Source organism: Brevibacterium sp. CFH 10365 (assembly GCF_009299785.1).
Classification (GTDB): Bacteria; Actinomycetota; Actinomycetes; order Actinomycetales; family Brevibacteriaceae; genus Brevibacterium; species Brevibacterium limosum.
The window spans coordinates 17022-34077 of record NZ_VIGO01000015.1 but is presented as its reverse complement, the minus strand read 5'-3'; the positions used below and the strand labels follow the sequence as shown (position 1 = coordinate 34077).

General features: G+C 63.5%; 16 protein-coding genes and 1 pseudogene. 4 read left to right on the top strand and 13 right to left on the bottom strand.

Translation table 11 applies throughout. From position 1 onward, the window contains the following. Positions 1 to 261 precede the first annotated feature (261 nt). Positions 262 to 1104 (top strand): formate/nitrite transporter family protein, encoded by an 843-nt coding sequence (locus FHG09_RS19445; protein ID WP_152349296.1) that lies wholly within the window; start codon positions 262 to 264, stop codon positions 1102 to 1104. A gap of 9 nt (positions 1105 to 1113) precedes the next feature. Here the strand turns inward: FHG09_RS19445 and FHG09_RS19440 are convergent, their stop codons facing one another. Together FHG09_RS19440 and tyrS are read right to left on the bottom strand one after the other, a co-directional pair. After that, entirely contained in the window at positions 1114 to 1515 is a 402-nt protein-coding gene (locus FHG09_RS19440; protein WP_152349295.1) for a YccF domain-containing protein, read from the bottom strand. Positions 1516 to 1810: 295 nt separating this feature from the next. Beyond that, positions 1811 to 3097: a tyrosine--tRNA ligase gene (gene tyrS, locus FHG09_RS19435; RefSeq protein ID WP_152349294.1), complete on the bottom strand. Its 1287-nt coding sequence runs from the start codon at positions 3095 to 3097 to the stop codon at positions 1811 to 1813. 434 nt (positions 3098 to 3531) lie between these two features. Between tyrS and FHG09_RS19430 the strand changes: the two genes are divergently transcribed. Further along, on the top strand, positions 3532 to 4140 hold the full coding sequence (locus FHG09_RS19430) for a hypothetical protein (protein ID WP_152349293.1): 609 nt from the start codon (positions 3532 to 3534) through the stop codon (positions 4138 to 4140). Beyond that, the gene (locus FHG09_RS19425) at positions 4137 to 4871 is read left to right on the top strand and encodes an RES family NAD+ phosphorylase (RefSeq protein ID WP_152349292.1); all 735 of its coding nucleotides are present in this window, start codon (positions 4137 to 4139) and stop codon (positions 4869 to 4871) included. Before FHG09_RS19430 ends, FHG09_RS19425 begins: the two co-directional genes overlap by 4 nt. Before the next feature lie 14 nt (positions 4872 to 4885). Here FHG09_RS19425 and FHG09_RS19420 read toward each other — a convergent pair whose 3' ends face one another. From FHG09_RS19420 to FHG09_RS20185, 4 genes and pseudogenes are all read right to left on the bottom strand, one after another. Next, a complete protein-coding gene (locus FHG09_RS19420) occupies positions 4886 to 5119 on the bottom strand; it encodes a hypothetical protein (RefSeq protein ID WP_152349291.1) in 234 nt (77 codons plus the stop codon). Between the two features lie 702 nt (positions 5120 to 5821). Continuing rightward, complete coding sequence (locus tag FHG09_RS19410) at positions 5822 to 7198, bottom strand: MFS transporter (RefSeq protein WP_152349290.1); 1377 nt, start codon at positions 7196 to 7198, stop codon at positions 5822 to 5824. Positions 7199 to 7205: 7 nt separating this feature from the next. Beyond that, complete coding sequence (locus tag FHG09_RS20190) at positions 7206 to 7838, bottom strand: MBL fold metallo-hydrolase (protein ID WP_227492895.1); 633 nt, start codon at positions 7836 to 7838, stop codon at positions 7206 to 7208. A gap of 123 nt (positions 7839 to 7961) precedes the next feature. Continuing rightward, a pseudogene (locus tag FHG09_RS20185) lies at positions 7962 to 8225 on the bottom strand (MBL fold metallo-hydrolase); the annotation flags it as partial. A 120-nt stretch (positions 8226 to 8345) separates the two neighbouring features. Between FHG09_RS20185 and FHG09_RS19400 the strand changes: the two are divergent. Further along, the gene (locus FHG09_RS19400; protein WP_152349288.1) at positions 8346 to 9305 is read left to right on the top strand and encodes a LysR family transcriptional regulator; all 960 of its coding nucleotides are present in this window, start codon (positions 8346 to 8348) and stop codon (positions 9303 to 9305) included. A gap of 159 nt (positions 9306 to 9464) precedes the next feature. Here FHG09_RS19400 and argH read toward each other — a convergent pair whose 3' ends face one another. From argH to argC, 7 genes are all read right to left on the bottom strand, one after another. Further along, positions 9465 to 10886, bottom strand: coding sequence for an argininosuccinate lyase (gene argH, locus FHG09_RS19395; protein WP_152349287.1), 1422 nt, complete (start codon positions 10884 to 10886; stop codon positions 9465 to 9467). A gap of 67 nt (positions 10887 to 10953) precedes the next feature. After that, a complete protein-coding gene (locus tag FHG09_RS19390; RefSeq protein ID WP_152349286.1) occupies positions 10954 to 11496 on the bottom strand; it encodes an arginine repressor in 543 nt (180 codons plus the stop codon). Then, positions 11496 to 12416, bottom strand: a complete 921-nt coding sequence (argF, locus tag FHG09_RS19385; protein WP_152349285.1) for an ornithine carbamoyltransferase — start codon at positions 12414 to 12416, stop codon at positions 11496 to 11498. Before argF ends, FHG09_RS19390 begins: the two co-directional genes overlap by 1 nt. Before the next feature lie 120 nt (positions 12417 to 12536). After that, positions 12537 to 13763 carry an acetylornithine transaminase gene (locus tag FHG09_RS19380; protein WP_152349284.1) on the bottom strand — a complete coding sequence of 409 codons (1227 nt, stop codon included), beginning with the start codon at positions 13761 to 13763 and terminating at the stop codon, positions 12537 to 12539. Continuing rightward, the gene (argB, locus tag FHG09_RS19375; protein ID WP_152349283.1) at positions 13756 to 14739 is read right to left on the bottom strand and encodes an acetylglutamate kinase; all 984 of its coding nucleotides are present in this window, start codon (positions 14737 to 14739) and stop codon (positions 13756 to 13758) included. Before argB ends, FHG09_RS19380 begins: the two co-directional genes overlap by 8 nt. Next, positions 14736 to 15914 (bottom strand): bifunctional glutamate N-acetyltransferase/amino-acid acetyltransferase ArgJ, encoded by a 1179-nt coding sequence (gene argJ, locus FHG09_RS19370; protein ID WP_152349282.1) that lies wholly within the window; start codon positions 15912 to 15914, stop codon positions 14736 to 14738. Before argJ ends, argB begins: the two co-directional genes overlap by 4 nt. Then, entirely contained in the window at positions 15911 to 17020 is a 1110-nt protein-coding gene (gene argC / locus FHG09_RS19365; RefSeq protein ID WP_152349281.1) for an N-acetyl-gamma-glutamyl-phosphate reductase, read from the bottom strand. The genes argJ and argC overlap by 4 nt, the downstream gene beginning before the upstream one ends. Positions 17021 to 17056 lie beyond the last annotated feature (36 nt).

Genomic DNA, 17056 nt, shown 5'->3' with positions numbered 1-17056 from the left:
GGCAACGAGATATAACTCTAGACCACTCCGAGCGCACCGTGCAACTCGAAAGCGGAAATTCTGCTGTGACGCCCGTCACCGAACCCTGAAGCGCAGGTCTGTGCGCGTTTCTGCCGAGGCATCAGTGCGTTTCGCAGAGGCATCGGTGCGTTTCGCAGACGCAACGTCCAGCACCCGCACCCACCCGACGCAGCCGCCTCTTACCCTCACCATGCAGGCGACTCCCAGCGATTCCCGGTGCCTCGCCCCTACACTGGCCCAATGACTCAGAAAGAGCAGCGAGAACGACTTGGCCGCAACGACCTCGATCTCGAGGACGCTCTCATCGACGAGGCAGCAAATACAGTCACCGAGGGTGCCAAGCGGCTCAACCGGAAATGGCCCGAGCTCATCGTCACCGGACTCTTCGGTGGCATCGATGTCGGTCTCGGCATCCTGGCTATGGTGCTCGTCAAGCAGACGACCGGGTCGGAGATCCTCGCAGGGATGGCGTTCGGCATCGGCCTGCTGGCGTTGAAGCTAGCGCATTCGGAGCTGTTCACCGAAGAGTTCCTGCTGCCGATCAATGCCGTCATCGCAGGCCAGGCGAATTGGACCCAGGTCTTTCGACTCTGGTCGGTGACTCTCGTGACCAACCTGCTCGGCGGCGCGGTATTTGCTTGGCTGATCGTCCTTGCTCTTCCGGACTACCACCAAACGCTCGTCGATATGGCGCTGAGCTATATCAACCAGTCATCCCTCGCTGTCATGCTCGCCCTCTCGCTTCTTGCCGGCGCAACGATCACATTGGCGACACGCATGCAGCAGGGAACATCGAACGACACGGTCAAGGCGATCGTCTGCATGATCACCGGTCTGCTGGTGATCGGAGCGAGCATGTTGCATGGAGCCATCAATGCGATCGTCATCCTCGCCGCCATGATGGCCGGGGCGGACATTTCGATCCTCGACTTCCTGCAGTGGTTCGGGATCGTGATCCCGTTCAACATGCTCGGTGGACTGCTGATCATCACCCTGCCTCGAATCGTGCGCACCCGCCGCGTGCTCTGGGCAGTGCGCAAAGGCCGCATCTCTCTCGAGGAACTCGAGGAGCAGAGCTCTTGAGCCGCAGGCTCAGGCTCCGCGGTAGCCGGGCATGAGTCGATCGCTGTCGACGATCTGCTTGCCCAGCGGCATGAGTGATACGGGGATGAGTTTGATGTTCGCCCAGCCGAGCGGGATGCCGATGATCGAGATGAACAGCGGGATCGAGGTGATGACGTGGCCGATGGCCAGCCAGATGCCGGCGACGATGAGCCAGATGATGTTGCCCAGGGTCGTCGCCACCCCTGCCGGGCGGGTTTCGATGACTTCGCGGCCGAAGGGCCACAGCGCGTAGTTGCCGATCCGGAAGGAAGCGATGCCCCAGGGGATGGTGACGATGAAGATGCAGGCGATGATGCCGGCGGCCCAGTATCCGAGTGCCAGCCAGAGGCCGGAGAAGATGAACCAGATGATGTTGAGCAGGGTGCGCATGGGCTCCTCGTTCGTTGTCGTCACGCGATGCTCGCGGCTGGGTGAGCTCGTCGCGTCTTCGTGTTTCGGATTCTGTTCCAGTCTGTCTGATCAACGTCGGCCTCGCCATGGTGTTTCCCTCAGATCAGTCGGCGGGTTGGCTGGAATGCGGCCCAGTCGGCAAGGCCGACAAGCACATGGCTTGTATTCGGGTTTCACAAGGCCGGTGATTGTGGACGTGGACGACGGTCGTGAATACGACAACACCGTGCCTCCCGGTTCTGGGATGGCACGGTGCTGTCGGTGACGATGACGCTCAGTTGATGATGTCAACAGCTCCGAGGGTCTTCTTTCCCCGGCGCAGAAGGATCACTCCCCCGGCTTCGGTGGGGAGCACCTCGGCGGAGGTCAGGGCCTGTTCCTGGTCGGCGACCTTGACGTTGTTCACATACGCCCCGCCGTCCTTGATGGCGCGGCGGGCCTCGCCCTTGGACTTGACGATGCCAGCGGCGACGAACGCGTCGGCGACGGGCAGGCCCTCGGACAGCTGGGTCGCGGACACGTCACCGCGGGGCAGCTCGGCAGTGGCGGCACCCAGGGTCGATGCGTCGAGACCGGCGAGCTCTCCCCCGCCGAAGAGGGCGGAGGCTGCGGCGATGGCCTGGTCGTAGGCCTGGCGCCCGTGGACGAGGGTGGTGACATCCTCGGCGAGGGCCTTCTGCGCCACACGGGTGTGCGGGGCGGCAGTGAACTCGGCTTCGATGGCTTCGATCTCGTCGAGCGGGCGCAGCGAGAACACCTTGAGGTACTTGACCACGTCGCGGTCGTCGGCGTTGAGCCAGAACTGGCTGAACGCGTACGGACTGGTCAGCGACGAGTCGAGCCACACGGTGCCGGATTCGGTCTTGCCGAACTTCGTTCCGTCGGCCTTCGTGATCAGCGGGGTGGCCAGGGCATGGACGGATTTCTGCTCGACTCGGCGGATGAGGTCGACGCCCGAGGTGAGGTTGCCCCACTGGTCGGATCCGCCGGTCTGCAGGGAGCAGCCGTAGCGGCGGTTGAGCTCGAGGTAGTCATTGCCTTGGAGGATCTGGTACGAGAATTCGGTGAAGGAGATGCCTGCTTCGCTGTTGAGGCGTGCGGAGACGGATTCCTTCGACAGCATCCGGTTGACCGGGAAGTGCTTGCCGATGTCGCGGAGGAAGTCGATGGCCGACAGCTGCGAGGTCCAGTCGAGGTTGTTGACGATCTGAGCGGCATGGGGTCCCGAGAAGTCGAGGAACTTCTCGACCTGGGTGCGGATCTTCGCCACCCACTCCTCGACGACCTCACGCGGGTTGAGCGTCCGCTCCCCCGACATGCGCGGATCGCCGATGAGGCCGGTGGCGCCGCCGACGAGGGCCAGCGGGTTGTGGCCGGCCTGCTGGAGGCGGGCGGCGGTGAGCAGCTGGACGAGGTTGCCCATGTGCAGGCTCGGCGCCGTCGGATCGAAACCGACATAATAGGTCAGCGACTCCTCGGCCAGGGCTTTCTGCAGGGCGGTCTCGTCGGTGGAAACTGCGACGAGCCCGCGGGCCTTGAGTTCACTGAAGATGTCGGTCACTTCGGTCCTTTCGAATCTGTGTGGTGTGTCGGTGCAAAGCCGACGGGGTCGATTCTACGGGGTCGCTGAGGTGGCTCTTCCGTTGACTGCCATCTGAGCAACTGCCACGGATAACCTCGTCCGCACCGTGCGCGCTCAATCTTCTTCCCTACGCGATCTATTCAGGCCGAGCTCACGATCTAATTCTTCGTGGCTCACTCGTCCGGATTCCCTGCGTGCTGTCGCCGCCGCACGCGCATCTTCTTCGTCTTCGAATGCACGACGGAAGGGCTCGGACCGGTTCTCACGAAACTTGAACCCATTGTCCGCCTAAGGGTTCGAGCATGGCCATGTCTATCAGCGCCCTCAGGCGAATTCTTCGGATCAGTAGTCCTCGCAACACTAGATTGTGTCATGTTGCAATTGTTAGAATAGATGTATTCGAGGAGGCAGCAATGACCGCTCAAGCGCATGATTCAGAGCAGACGATCAAGCTCGATCTCTATGGGCTGACTCAGGCTGAGGCTCAGGACGTGATCAAAGCTCATGCCAAACACGTCCAACTCCGGATCCAAGCGCGAGCCGAGCTCCGCGCCACGGTGGACCGCGCCTATGTCAACGACCTCCCTCTGGTTTCGGAGGCCACACAGAAGCAGGCAGTTCGCACTGCCGACGCACGTGTCCGACTCGTCGAAGACGAAGGCGCGGCCACCTACAAGACTCTTGCCGAGCTCCGCGGAACCAGAGAAAGCGGTGCACGCTCGTGGGTGAATCGGCTGCGGAGAGACAATCTGCTGTTCACCGTTGAGGTCAAAGGGAAGACGCTCATCCCCAACGTCCAGCTCTCCGCGGACGGGCAACTCAACGAACTGGTCAGCGAGCAACTCGTCCAACCGGTCCTGGCTGCAGGTATGGAACCGTGGTCCTTGTGGTCGTGGTTGACCAGTCCTACCGGACTGCTCAGCGGGGAGATCCCCGCCGACGCGATCGTCACGGACCGGAAACGAGTCATTCGTGCCGTCGAGCGTCAGGTCGCCGACCTCGCTTTTCCTGTCGGCGCATGAGACTTGTCTTCGCACCCGAAGATCTCGAGTGCCCAGCACCAGGACACTGCCCCGTCGCCACCACTACGCTGACCGAACTCGCCCACGCAGAACAGCTGCCGACGTGCACGATCGCCGAAGGCAGCACATGGCATCGGGTCTACAGCTCACGGTTCGGCCATACCGAGGCCAACCGCGGGTACGGCGATGCAAGGTTCTCGCCCTTCAATGAGGCAGGAACTGATATCCGAGTTCCGACTGTCTACTTGGCGAAGACTCCTCACGCAGCCCTATTGGAGACGGTGCTTCGCGACATCGGAGAGTGGATTGTGCGCGAGGTCTCCGAGGCGCGATTCTATGGGCAGCTGCACGTCGGCCTGACGACAACGGAGACGCTGCAAGTAGCTGACCTGCGAAATTCAGCGTTGACGCAGCTGAATATCCCTCGGCCCGCCATCGCGTCCTCAGCGCAGGAGCACTATCCGTGCACGCGCACCGTGGCCAAGGCCATTCATGCGTCCACGCAGAATCTTGCAGGAATCGTCTGGCACTCTCGCCAGACTGAGATCAGCCATCATCCCGACACCGAAGCTCTCGTCCTGTTCGCCGACCGATTGGCCAAAGGCCGCGATGGTCTGGCTCTCACCCAGTCGCTGACAGCGGTCGGAGCGATCGGCGAAGGAGCCGGACGCATCGTCTTGGACGAACTACTCGAGGACCTCGGCGTCACGGTGGTCTCGCCTCTCAGCTGAATCCGTTTACCGACTCACCGCTGCGCGGAAGTCCGCTTCCTCAGCCAGACAACCAACGCCGTGATAGCAGATGCGACGACAGCACAGACGCCGATGATGCCGAGGGCTTCACCGAGGACCGCCAGGATACCTGCTCCGATGTTGGCGCCGCCTCCGGTCGGTTTGCTGTTGTCGTAGAGTCCCGAAGCGTACATCGCCGAACCGACGACGATCAGGGCAATGCCGCTAGTGAGCAGGAACTTTCGCATGTCGGGACCTCCCCGAAAGGCTCTAGATGTGCAGAACAGGTGCCGGGCAGTCAGCTGAGAATAAACTCAGCTACCCACTGGCACCGGTTCGCAGATTATCACAAGGAATCTTCCTTCAAAGGCGAAGCTCCACAGCGATCAGTCTTCACACGCTCCGGGCAGACCCTGCGAACTCACGCAGGCGTGCGACCTCGGCCTTGGCGTTGGCGATCTGCGTATCGACAGCCGAACGAGCGGTGCCGCCCTTGGAGCTGCGACCGGTCTTCGGTGACTACGACGAATGAATGACGATGACGACCAGTGAGAATGTGTGGCGCCGCGAGACGCCGTTCAGGAGGCGCTGCTCGAGGACTCCCTACAGTGGCCGTCGGCAGAAGTGCCGGACAAGCCCCGAGGTTGGTTGCTGCGGGTCGCGTCGCGTCGGCTCATCGATGCCAAACGTCAGGACGGTAGCCGCCTCGAGCGTGAACGACGGGTGTTCGCGCGCTTTCGTCCTGATGAGTCATCCATAGCCGAGGCCGCAGTCGAAGCCGCAGCCACCGACTGCACGCCGTCCGGACGCCGATAATTGGAAGCGCTCGGAGATTCCGCCGAGGCGCTGGCCACATACCGGACCGCCAGCAGACTGTGCACGAACGTTCCCGAGCAGAGATTCCTCAACGCTCAGATCACTCGTCTATCAGCCGGCTCAAAATGACGATTCTATTTTCCGTGAGCCTGAGCCAGTGGCTCGATGTCGGGTTCTACGACCGACGCCCCAGGATTCGGGTCACCTTCTGAAAAGGGACGGCTCGCCATCACGGCAATCGCCCCGACTACAGCGAAGAGTGCCCAGACCCCTCCGATGAGGTAGGGGCCGACGCCCGAGATCAAGATTAGGGCAGACGCGATCATCGGTGACAGCCCCGCTCCGAGCGCAGCGGCAAGCTGATAGCCGACCGATGCGCCGGTGTATCGCACGGCAGGTGGGAAGAGCTCAGAGACATAGGCCGCAATAGGTCCATAGCACAGGCCCTGGACGATTCCATTGCCGAGAATGATTGCAACGGCGTACTGGTTGAGCTCTCCGCTTACGATGAGCAGCACGATCGGAACCGCGAGGGCTGCGGCCACCACATGGGCACCGATGAGAGAACGTTTGCGCCCGATCCTGTCGCTGAGACGGGCAACGATGAAGGTGACGATCAGGGTCGTCAACGCTCCGACGGCTTTCCAGTTGAGGACATCGGATTTGTCCTCACCTGCTGCGACTGCGACCGATACGCCCCAGACGGTCGTCAGGCCCTGAGTGACATAGATAGTCATCGTTGCGAAGAGAGCGATGAGCACTTGGCGCTTGTAGTTCTTGAACACTGTGAGCAGCGGGACTTTCCTCTCCTCGCTCTCCTCTTCGAGCTGCTGGAAGGCAGGTGTTTCGCTGACCTTGAGACGAATCACAAGGCCGACGACGATGAGTACGGCCGAGAGCAGGAACGGCAGACGCCAGCCCCATGTCACAAAGCTGTCCCCGGTCAGCGTCGCAGTCAGTGACAGAATGAGCGTCGCCAAAATCGCTCCCGCAGGACCACCGGCGTTGGCGAACGCCGCAGCCAGGCCACGCCGGGCCTTCGGCGCGTGCTCGAGTGCCATAAGCGCAGCACCGCCCCATTCTCCGCCCACGGCGATGCCTTGGATGATCCGAAGGGTGAACAGGGATGCCGGTGCGATCATCCCAATTGACGCAGTCGGCGGCATGAGGCCGATGACCACGGTGACCGAGCCCATCATCACCATGGAAACGATCAATGCTTTCTTGCGCCCTACCTTGTCGCCGAAGTGGCCGAAGATCACCCCGCCCAGTGGCCTGGCCAGATAGCCGGCGGCCAAAGTGCTGAACGAGGCAAACAGGGAGAGGCCCGGGCCGAGTCCAGCGAAGAACAGATTTGCGAACACAATCGAGGACGCTGTTGCGTACAGGATGAAATCGTAGAATTCGATGGCTGAGCCGACGAAGCTCGATGTCAGAATGCGTCGCATCTCCGGCGTCTTCAGAGAGGTCTGGAGACCGTCCTTGTCAACAACGTCTTTGTTGTCATGCATGTTTGTTTCAGCTCCTCGTCGCGGCGTGTGCTGCAGTGGTGATGTTGATGGTGTCGAGGTCTTCCGGCACCAGGAATGTTCCGTCGAACCTGGTGCGCCCCTTGCGCCAGACGGTGTCGTCAGCGGACCCCGGCACCAGGTGGTGAAGCGCTAGTGCACGAGCCTGCGCCGCGGTGGCGACACGAATGGCACCGTTGACTGAGGTGTGAGATTTGTAGTGATGGTCTCGGGAGGCTCTGCCTTCATCGTCATCACGGTGTGCATACATCTGGTCGACCCAGTCGAAGTCAATCGCTTCGTGGAGCAGCAGATCCGTGCCCTTGGCCAGCTTCACGAGGTTGGCGGTTTCGCAGGTGTCCCCGGAGATGGTCACCGATCCGTGTTCACTGTCGAACCGAAAGGCGAAAGCGGGTGCCACGGGAGGATGCTCGACGAGGATGGCGGTGACGGTGACGAGATCGTCTCGGAAGACGACGAAGGGTTCCATGTCCGGAGTCGGCGCAGAGTTGGGATGATACCCGATGCCTTGTGGGATCTCGATATCGCCGGGGTCGAAGAGGACTTCTGGTGAGGGGCGCAGAGAATCCAGCACACGATCGTTGAGATCCGTTGCGAAGGCTCCAACGATGTTGGTGAACATGTCCGCGATGCCAGGAGTGGGGTTCGCCGGCGCAACCGGACGCGGAGAGACGACTGCGCGGGGAGAAACCGGAGGGAGCGCGCCGCGAGGCCCTGGGCCGAGGAGAGGAACTGGGGTATCGACTCTGTGCTGGAGCTCATGCATACCGAACACCACCAGCGACGGCAGATCGATGGTGTGGTCGGAATGCAGGTGAGTGAGGAAGACTCCTCCCAAGTCGCCGAGTTCGAGGCCAGCCTGACGAATGCGGCGCCCGACACCGTGACCGGCGTCCACGAGATAGAAGCGATCTTCAACGACGATCGCCGTTGAGATACCTGCTCGGTCCTTGGAATCGCCCTTCCACCATCGCGGGCCACCTGCGGTTCCCAAGGTGACTATCTTCATCTTTGAATCGTTCATTTACCCGGCACTTTCAAGTTTGGCGCGTCTGTGACCTTCTCAGTCTTTCCTGCCGGAATCAAAAAGAAAAGCAAATTTTTGCTGGCTTCAATATAGGCTCTACCTATGACTGACATCACTCTCCGTCAACTCGAGTACTTCATCGCCGTTCTCGACCGCGGTTCGGTGAGCGGCGCGGCGAAGGACTGTCGCGTGTCGCAGGCGACGGTCTCCGCAGCTCTCGCCCAACTCGAGAAGCAACTCAAAGTCACGCTCATTGCGCGCGGCCCTGCTCGGCGCGCTCGTCCGACGAGTGCTGGCAGGGAATTCGGCATGCATGCCAGAGAGATCCTCTCTAACATCTCGGACGCGGTGGAATCTCTCAACGACGAGTCGTCTGCTCTACAGGGTCCCTTGCGCATCGGGTGCATACCGACGGCGGGCCCACGGATGCTTCCCGCTACAGCTTCTCAGTTCGTCAAGCATCATCCGCAGGTCGACATCAGTTTCGTCGAGGCCCATCCGATGACCATCCAACAGATGGTTCTCAACGGGGAGGTCGATGTTGCCGTCATGTATCGCAAGCAGATTCAGATTGAAGGAATCACCAGGCACGACCTCGCTGAAGTGCAGCTGCACGCCATCGTCTCGGCAGATCATCCCGTGGCGGACAAAGACGGCGTTGATATCGCAGAACTCATCGACGGCCCGCTCATTCTGCTCGACTCGCCGCCGACTGCGGACCTTTTGGTCAGTCAGATCCGCGGACTCGGTTATGAGCCTTCTGTACGCTGGCTGATTCCTAATGCGGAGACAATCAGGTCGATGGTGGGGTTAGGACTCGGCTTCTCTTTGGCCAATGCGGTTCCTCATCCTGACACATTGACTTTTCAAGGCATGCCAGTTCGTTACCTGCCGGTGACGAACGCGGAGTTTGCCAATACGATTGTTGGAGTGACGATGGCCGGAGCGAGATTGTCGAAGAAGCTGAATGCTGCCCTGGACATCCTTCGGAGGACTGCCGCTGAGACCGACCCGCATCGGTGGGAGGACACGGGACGAACACCGAGGCGGTCGCGGCCCTGAATGAGGAACAACGATTACCGTCAACCCGCGCCCGGCCTCGAACCAGCACTTGGCACAGTCACGAAGGACGAACGGTGCTCCGACCGCGGAATAATCAGAGCACCGCTGACACGGTTCCGATCAGCCGACCGGAAGATTGAGGTCGTAGGGACGTGAAGCTCACACGCTCCGCGCCGACCCTGCGAACTCCCGCAGGCGTGCGACCTCGGACTTGGCGTTGGCGATCTGCTGATCGACAGCCGCTCGTGCCGTGCCGCCCTTGGCATTACGCGAATCGATCGAGCCGAGGGTCGTGAGCACCTCGCGCACGTCCGGTGTCAGATGCGAAGAGATCCCGGCAAAGTCTTCGTCGGTCAAGTCCCAGAGTTCAACATCGCGGGATTCAGCCAGCTGCACGCAGGCACCCGACAGCTCATGGGCCACACGGAACGGCACGCCTTCACGCACGAGCCACTCAGCAATATCCGTGGCGAGAGCGAAGCCGCGCGGAGCCAGGTACGCCATCCGCTCGGTGTCGAACTTCAAGGTCGCCACCATCCCGGTGAACGCCGGCAGCAGCAGTTCCAGAGTGTCGGTCGCGTCGAAGACCGGTTCCTTGTCCTCCTGCAGATCCCGATTGTACGCCAGCGGCAACGCCTTGAGCGTCGACAGCAGCCCGGTGAGATCACCGATGAGGCGACCGGACTTCCCGCGAGTGAGCTCAGCGACATCAGGGTTCTTCTTCTGCGGCATGATCGACGACCCCGTCGAATACGCGTCATGCAGCGTGACGAACGAGAACTCCTTCGTCGCCCACGCAATGACCTCCTCGGACAGACGTGATAGGTCGATGCCGATCATCGTGGTGATGAAGAGGTATTCGGCGAAGACATCACGCGATGCGGTGCCGTCGATGGAGTTCTCCACCGAATCGTTGAACCCGAGGTCCGCGGCCACGGCCTGCGGGTCGAGCCCGAGCGACGACCCGGCCAGAGCTCCCGAACCGTACGCGGACACTCCGGCCCGTGCATCGAAGTCGGCGAAGCGGGCGACGTCGCGCAGCAGCGGCCACGCGTGAGCGAGCAGATGGTGGGCCAACAGGACCGGCTGGGCGTGCTGGAGGTGGGTGCGTCCGGGCATCGGTGCCTCGGGATGCTCTTCGGCCTGAGCGATGAGCACCTCAACGGTGTCGAGCACGAGCCCGGCGACCTCACGGGCGTGATCGCGCAGATACATCCGGCCCATCGTCGCGATCTGATCATTGCGGGACCGGCCGGCACGCAGTTTGCCGCCGAGTTCGGGTCCGGCGATCTCGATGAGTCCGCGCTCCAGCGACGAGTGCACATCCTCATCGGATTCGGCCGCGACGTACTCGCCGGTCTCGACGCGGCGCAGGAGCTCATCAAGCGACGAGGTCATCCCGGACAGCTCATCGTCGGTGAGCAGACCCGCGTGGTGGAGGACCTTCGCATGCGCCTTGGAGCCGGCGATGTCGTACTTTGCCAGGCGCCAGTCGAAGTCCGTCGACTTGCTCAGTGCGGCCAGCGCGTCAGCAGGTCCGTCGGAGAATCGTCCGCCCCACAGGCTCAGTCGTTCGCTCACAGATCGTCCTTTCCCACCAGCACGGATGCGCCGGCCAGTCTATTGCTTCGAAGAAACTCAGTTGTCATTATCCCTCGGCCAGCCCACCAGCGGCGTATTCGAGGAAGGCCTCGGCCACGGCCGCTCCCCCGACCGCGGCATCGGCGATGACGAGCACCGTGTCATCACCGGCCAGGGTCCCGAAGATCCCGACCATCGATGACCGGTCGATCGCCGAGGCCAGGTATTGTGCGGCACCCGGCGGGGTGCGCAGCACGACCGTGTTGTCCTGCGAGACCGCAGAGACGAGCAGCTCCTCGAGGATCCGCGGCAGCTTCGCATCGAGGCTTTCCCCCGTCGACTGCTGCAGGGACCGATCCCCGCCCTCACCGGGAACGGCGTAGACGGATCCCGCGGTGGATCGGATCTTCACGGCCCCCACCTCGGCGAGGTCGCGCGACAGCGTCGCTTGGGTGACGGTGATGCCCTGCGTCGCGAGCGCTTCGGCGAGTTCGATCTGGGACCGCACGGACTGGAGGGTGATGAGGTCGATGATCTTCTGCTGCCGGGCGGTCTTCGTCAGCGGTGCACTGTTCGACCCGCTGTTGCCGGCGCTGGTCGTCTCGGTCATCATCGCTCCAGGAGGAAGGCCATGAGCGCCTTCTGCGCGTGGAGGCGGTTCTCGGCTTCATCGAAGACCACCGAGGCGGGACCGTCGATGACCTCGGCCGTGACCTCTTTGCCGCGGTAGGCGGGCAGGCAGTGGAGGAAGATCGGGTCGTTGCCGAGGTTCATGAGTTCCTGGCTGACCTGGTATTTCACGAAGGGTGAGGCGTGGTCGTCGCGGCCGGATGAGTCCTGGCCCATGGACACCCAGGTGTCGGTGACGAGGACATCGGCACCGGTGGCTGCGGCGACCGGATCGTCGGTGACGGTGAGCGATCCCCCGGTCTGGGCGGCGAGTGCCTCGGCCTCGGCGACGATCGCCGCGGTCGGCTGATAATCGGCCGGTGCTGCGATGCGCACGTGCATGCCGGCGTTGACTCCGCCGAGGGCGTAGGAGTTGGCCATATTGTTCGCCCCGTCGCCGTAGTACGTCATGGTCTGGCCCTTCACGTCGCCACGGTGTTCGCGGATGGTGAGCAGGTCGGCCAGGATCTGGCAGGGGTGGAAGTCATCGGACAGGGAGTTGATGACGGGCACGGAGGAGTGCTCGGCCATCTCTTCGAGGCCGGCTTGGGCGTAGGTGCGCCAGATGATCGTCGAGACCATCCGGGACATCACCTGGGCGGTGTCGGCAATGGATTCCTTGTGCCCGAGCTGCGCCTCACCGGGGTTGATGATGAGCGGCTGCCCGCCGAGCGCAGCGATGCCGGCGGCGAACGAGACCCGGGTGCGCGTCGAGGTCTTGTCGAAGATGACGGCGGCGGTCTGCGGGCCGGCCAGCGGGGTCCGCGAATAGGGGGCGGCCTTGAGCTCGACGGCGAGGTCGAGGACCTCAGCCTGTTCAGCCGGACTGAGGTCCGTGTCCTTGAGGAAATGACGTGTCATGGGGTGTCCTTCGAAAGTCTGTGGTGGGTGATGCCGGCGCCGAGGTGGTCCGCCGTTCCGTGCGAACGCGAAGCCCGCGGTTCGTCCGGTATCCACCCGATACGCGGTAGTTAGCGGGTTTCAGCCGTGCAGCAGGCCGGGCAGGGCCTCGAGGAAGGTGGCGAGCTCGGTTCGGGTGATGGTCAGCGGCGGGGCCAAGCGCAGGCGGCCGGGGGCAACGGGGTTGATGATGAACCCGGCGTCGCGTGCTCGGGCGGCGATCGCCTTCTCATCGAGGCCTTCGGTGAGCTCGAGGCCGAGGAGCAGACCCATTCCGGTCACGGCGGTGATTCCGTCGATGGCAGTGAGCTGTTCGGTCAGCCAGGCCCCGGTCTCTCGGGTGTGCTCGAGCAGGTTCTCGTTCTCGATGGTCTCGAGCACGGCCAGTCCGGCCGCACAGGCGATGGGGTTGCCGCCGAAGGTCGTGCCGTGCTGGCCGGCTTCGAGCAGTTTGGTGTTCGCGTCGCCGACGGTGATGGTCGCACCGATCGGCATGCCGCCGCCCAGACCCTTCGCCGAGGTGATGATGTCGGGGACGACGCCCTCGCCGATCTCCGGGTCCTGGTGGGCGAACCAGGTGCCGGTGCGGGCGACTCCGGACTGCACTTCGTCGAGGACGAGCAGTGCTCCGGCGTCTTGGGTGAGTTCCCGGGCGGCCCTGAGGTAGCCGGCGGGGTGCTGCCGCACGCCCACCTCGCCCTGGATGGGTTCGATGAACACGGCTGCGGTGGTGTCGTTGACGGCCGCGGCGAGTGCGTCGACGTCGCCGTAGGGCACGTGGACGACTCCGGGCACGCCGGGGGCGAAGGGGTCCCGGTATGCTGCCTTCGCGGTCAGTGCGAGGGCACCCATGGTGCGGCCGTGGAAGGCGCCTTCGACGGCGATGATGATCGGACGGCCTCCTCCCCCGGCGCGGCGGGCCATCTTGAAGGCCGCCTCGTTGGCCTCGGTGCCGGAGTTCGAGAAGAACACGGCGGATCCGGCCGGCAGGTCGAGGACCTCGTGGAGTTTCGTGGCGAGGTTGATCTGCGGCGGTGAGGTGAAGAAGTTCGAGATGTGGCCGAGCGTCGACGCCTGCTCGGTGATCGCCTTGACCCACGCGGGGTGGCAGTGGCCAAGTGCGTTGACGGCGATGCCGGCGAGCAGGTCGAGGTACTTCTTGCCCGCCGCGTCCCACACATAGGAGCCCTCACCGCGGACGAGGTCGAGCTGGGGTGAGCCGAAGACCGGGGACAGGACGCGGGAGAAGTCATCGCGCCAGGTCTGAGCCTGATCCGTTGGGGCTTGCTGGTTCGGGGCCTCACTCATTGTCTTCCTCCTGTGTTCCTTTGTGGCCGTCGCCCAGGGGTGCGGGTTCGACGACGGTGTCTTCGACCATGGTGCCGATGCCCTCGGAGGTGAAGACCTCGAGCAGCAGGGAGTGCGCCATCCGGCCGTCGATGATGTGGGCCTGCTGCACCCCGTGCTCGATGGCCTCGAGGGCGGCGGTCATCTTCGGGATCATGCCCGAGTCAAGGCTCGGCAGGAGTTCGCGCAGCTTGTCCGGGCCGATGCGGGAGATGAGCGAGGACGTATCCGGCCAGTTCGCGTAGAGGCCGGGCACATCGGTGAGCATGATGAGTTTGTCCGCTTTCAATGCTTTCGCCACCGCCGAGGCGGCCAGGTCGGCGTTGATGTTCAGCGGCTTTCCCGCTTCTCCTCCGATCTCCGAGGCGATCGAGCAGATGACGGGCACGCGTCGGGCGTCGAGGAGTTCGTTGATGACGGTGGTGTTGACCTGGGCGATCTCGCCCACTCGGCCGAGGTCGATGACGTCCCCGTCCACCTCGGCGTGGGTCTTGTTAGCCAGCAGCAGGTCCGCGTCTTCCCCGGACAGGCCGATCGCGGCGTTGCCGTTCTGGTTGATCCGGGAGACGATATCGCGGTTCACCTGGCCGGACAGGACCATGCGGATGACTTCGGCGGCTTCCTCGGTGGTCACGCGCTGTCCGGCCTTGAACTCGGATTCGATGCCCAAGCGAGAAAGCATGGTCGAGATCTGCGGGCCGCCGCCGTGGACGACGACGGGGCGGATGCCGGCGAAGCGGAGGAACGCGATGTCATCGGCGAAGGACTGCTGCAGCTCCGGGGAGACCATGGCGTTGCCGCCGTATTTGATGACGATGGTGGCGCCGGCGAAGGTCTTGATCCACGGCAGTGCTTCGGTCAGCGCTTCGGCCTTGACCTGCGCGGCGGCGAGCCGGGCGGCCGTGGATTTCGTGGACATGTCAACGGGGCTGTTCATGAGGAGTAGGCGCTGTTCTCTTCGACGTAATCGTGGGTGAGGTCCGAGGTCCAGACCGTGGCGGTGTGATCGCCTGCGTGGAGGTCGATGACGACGTCGACCTGTCGTCGGAACTCGACCTTCTCAGGGTCTTCGAAGGGCCCCGAGGCGCGGCAGACTTCGACGCCGTTGATGATCACGTCGATCTGAGTGGGATCGAATTCTGCCGAGGTGGTTCCCACCTGTGCGACCACCCGGCCCCAGTTCGGGTCCTCCCCGAAGATCGCGGCCTTGAACAGGGCCGAACGGGACACGGAACGGGAGACCGTGACAGCGTCGTCAACGCTGGCCGCACCCTGGGTGGTGATGGCGATGTCGTGGTGGGCGCCTTCGGCGTCGACGTGCAGCTGGTGCATGAGGTCGAGGCAGACCTCTTTGACCAGGCTCGTGAACTCCTCGGTGTCGACGATGGCGTCGTGGGCGCCTGAGGACATGAGGATGACGGTGTCGTTCGTCGACATGCACCCGTCGGTGTCGAGGCGGTCGAAGGATTGGTTCGTCGCGTTGCGCAGTGCCGCATCGAGCACGGTCTGGTCGACGGCGGCGTCGGTGGTGATGACGACGAGCATGGTCGCCAAACCGGGTGCGAGCATGCCCGCACCTTTGGCCATGCCGCCGATCGTGAAGCCGGAGGTGCCTTCGCGGGTGGCGGTCTTCGCGACGGTGTCGGTGGTCATGATCGCCTCTGCCGCAGCTTGGCCGGCTTCGACGCTGGTGTCGGCGGCGGCGACGAGCGGGGCGAGGTTGTCCACGATCGCGTCGCGGAAGTCCTGGCCGCCGACGCCGATGAGTCCGGTCGAGCAGACGAGAATGTCCTCTGCCTTCGTGTCGGTGCCGGTCTCGGTGAGCAGGTGGGCGGCGGTCTGGGCGGTCAGGGTCGTCGTCTCGTAGCCGAAGTCACCGGTGTAGCAGTTCGCTCCCCCGGAATTGAGGACGACGGCGCGGGCCTGTCCATTCGCCGAGGCGTTCTGGGACCACAGGACGGGGTTTGCCTTGCACCGGTTGGAGGTGTAGACGGCGGCGACGGCGGTGTCGGGGCCGTTGTTGACCACGAGTGAGAGGTCTTTGGTGCCCGAGGGTTTGAGGCCGGCGGTGAGGCCGGCGGCGGTGAAGCCGAGTGGGGCGGTGACGCTCATGGGGCGACTCCTTCGAGGGGAAGTGCGGTGGTCTCGTCGAGGCCAAGGGCGAGGTGGATGGATTGGATGGCTTGTCCGGCGGTGCCACGGACAAGGTTGTCCAAAGCCACGACGACGAGGATCTTGCCGGCGCGCTCGTCGACGGTGAATTGGATCTGCGCGACGTTCGACCCGGTGGTGGCCGCGGTCTGCGGCCACTGGCCCTCGGGCAGCACGCGGACGAAGGTTTCGTCGTCGTAGGCCTGGGCGAAGACCGTCGCCAGCTGTTCCTTGAGCGTTGCGACGTCGAGGAGTCCTTCGGCGGTCCGCAGTGCGGCTTCGCCGGCGTCGGCGGTGATGGTCGCGAGGATGCCACGAGCCATCGGCACGAGCGTCGGGGTGAAGGAGATGCGGGTGGGGCCGTCGGCGGCGTCGGCACCGAGGACTCCGTTGAGATTCTGTTCGATCTCGGGCACGTGCCGATGTGTGCCACCGGTGCCATACGGGGACGCATTGCCGAGGATCTCGGCGGCGGTGAGGTGCGGTTTGAGCGCCTTGCCGGCGCCGGAGACGCCATTGGCGAGCACAGCATTGAGCCCAGTCGGTACCGCGAGCCCCGCTTGGATGAATGGTGCGAGTCCGAGCGTCACCGCGGTGACATTGCAGCCGGGCACGGCGATGCGCTTCGTGGACTTGAGCGCTTCGCGCTGTTTCGTGCCATCGGCGGTGAGGAGCTCGGGCAGGCCGTAGGTCCAGGTGCCCTGGTGTTCGGAGCCGTAGAACTTCTCCCAGGCTTCCGAGCTGATGAGGCGGTGGTCGGCGGCGAGGTCGACGATGAGGGTGTCCGGGCTCGTGGATTCGAGTTCAGCGGCGATCTGTCCGGACTGTCCGTGCGGGAGCGCGAGGATGACGACATCGTGGCCGGCGAGCACCTCGGCGGTGGACTCTTGGACCACGAAGTCGGAATATCGGGCAAGATGGGGTTGATGTCGGCCGAGCTTCTCGCCAGCAGTGGAATGTCCGCACACCGTCGTGACGTTCAAGTGGGGGTGAGTGCTCAGCAGCCGGAGGGCCTCTCCCCCGGCGTATCCGGTGGCACCGGAGACGGCAACCGTAAGATCGTTCATATGTATAACCATACCAGGCAATTAATTTATATGCAG

Coding starts and splice junctions, on each gene's coding strand:
- argB (WP_152349283.1), bottom strand. CDS start 14,739: ATGAACAGCCCCGTTGACATGTCCACGAAATCCACGGCCGCCCGGCTC.
- FHG09_RS19440 (WP_152349295.1), bottom strand. CDS start 1,515: ATGCGCACCCTGCTCAACATCATCTGGTTCATCTTCTCCGGCCTCTGG.
- argF (WP_152349285.1), bottom strand. CDS start 12,416: ATGACACGTCATTTCCTCAAGGACACGGACCTCAGTCCGGCTGAACAG.
- FHG09_RS19445 (WP_152349296.1), top strand. CDS start 262: ATGACTCAGAAAGAGCAGCGAGAACGACTTGGCCGCAACGACCTCGAT.
- FHG09_RS19390 (WP_152349286.1), bottom strand. CDS start 11,496: ATGACCGAGACGACCAGCGCCGGCAACAGCGGGTCGAACAGTGCACCG.
- FHG09_RS19400 (WP_152349288.1), top strand. CDS start 8,346: ATGACTGACATCACTCTCCGTCAACTCGAGTACTTCATCGCCGTTCTC.
- FHG09_RS19410 (WP_152349290.1), bottom strand. CDS start 7,198: ATGCATGACAACAAAGACGTTGTTGACAAGGACGGTCTCCAGACCTCT.
- FHG09_RS19420 (WP_152349291.1), bottom strand. CDS start 5,119: ATGCGAAAGTTCCTGCTCACTAGCGGCATTGCCCTGATCGTCGTCGGT.
- FHG09_RS19380 (WP_152349284.1), bottom strand. CDS start 13,763: ATGAGTGAGGCCCCGAACCAGCAAGCCCCAACGGATCAGGCTCAGACC.
- FHG09_RS19425 (WP_152349292.1), top strand. CDS start 4,137: ATGAGACTTGTCTTCGCACCCGAAGATCTCGAGTGCCCAGCACCAGGA.
- argJ (WP_152349282.1), bottom strand. CDS start 15,914: ATGAGCGTCACCGCCCCACTCGGCTTCACCGCCGCCGGCCTCACCGCC.
- FHG09_RS19430 (WP_152349293.1), top strand. CDS start 3,532: ATGACCGCTCAAGCGCATGATTCAGAGCAGACGATCAAGCTCGATCTC.
- FHG09_RS20190 (WP_227492895.1), bottom strand. CDS start 7,838: ATGTTCACCAACATCGTTGGAGCCTTCGCAACGGATCTCAACGATCGT.
- argC (WP_152349281.1), bottom strand. CDS start 17,020: ATGAACGATCTTACGGTTGCCGTCTCCGGTGCCACCGGATACGCCGGG.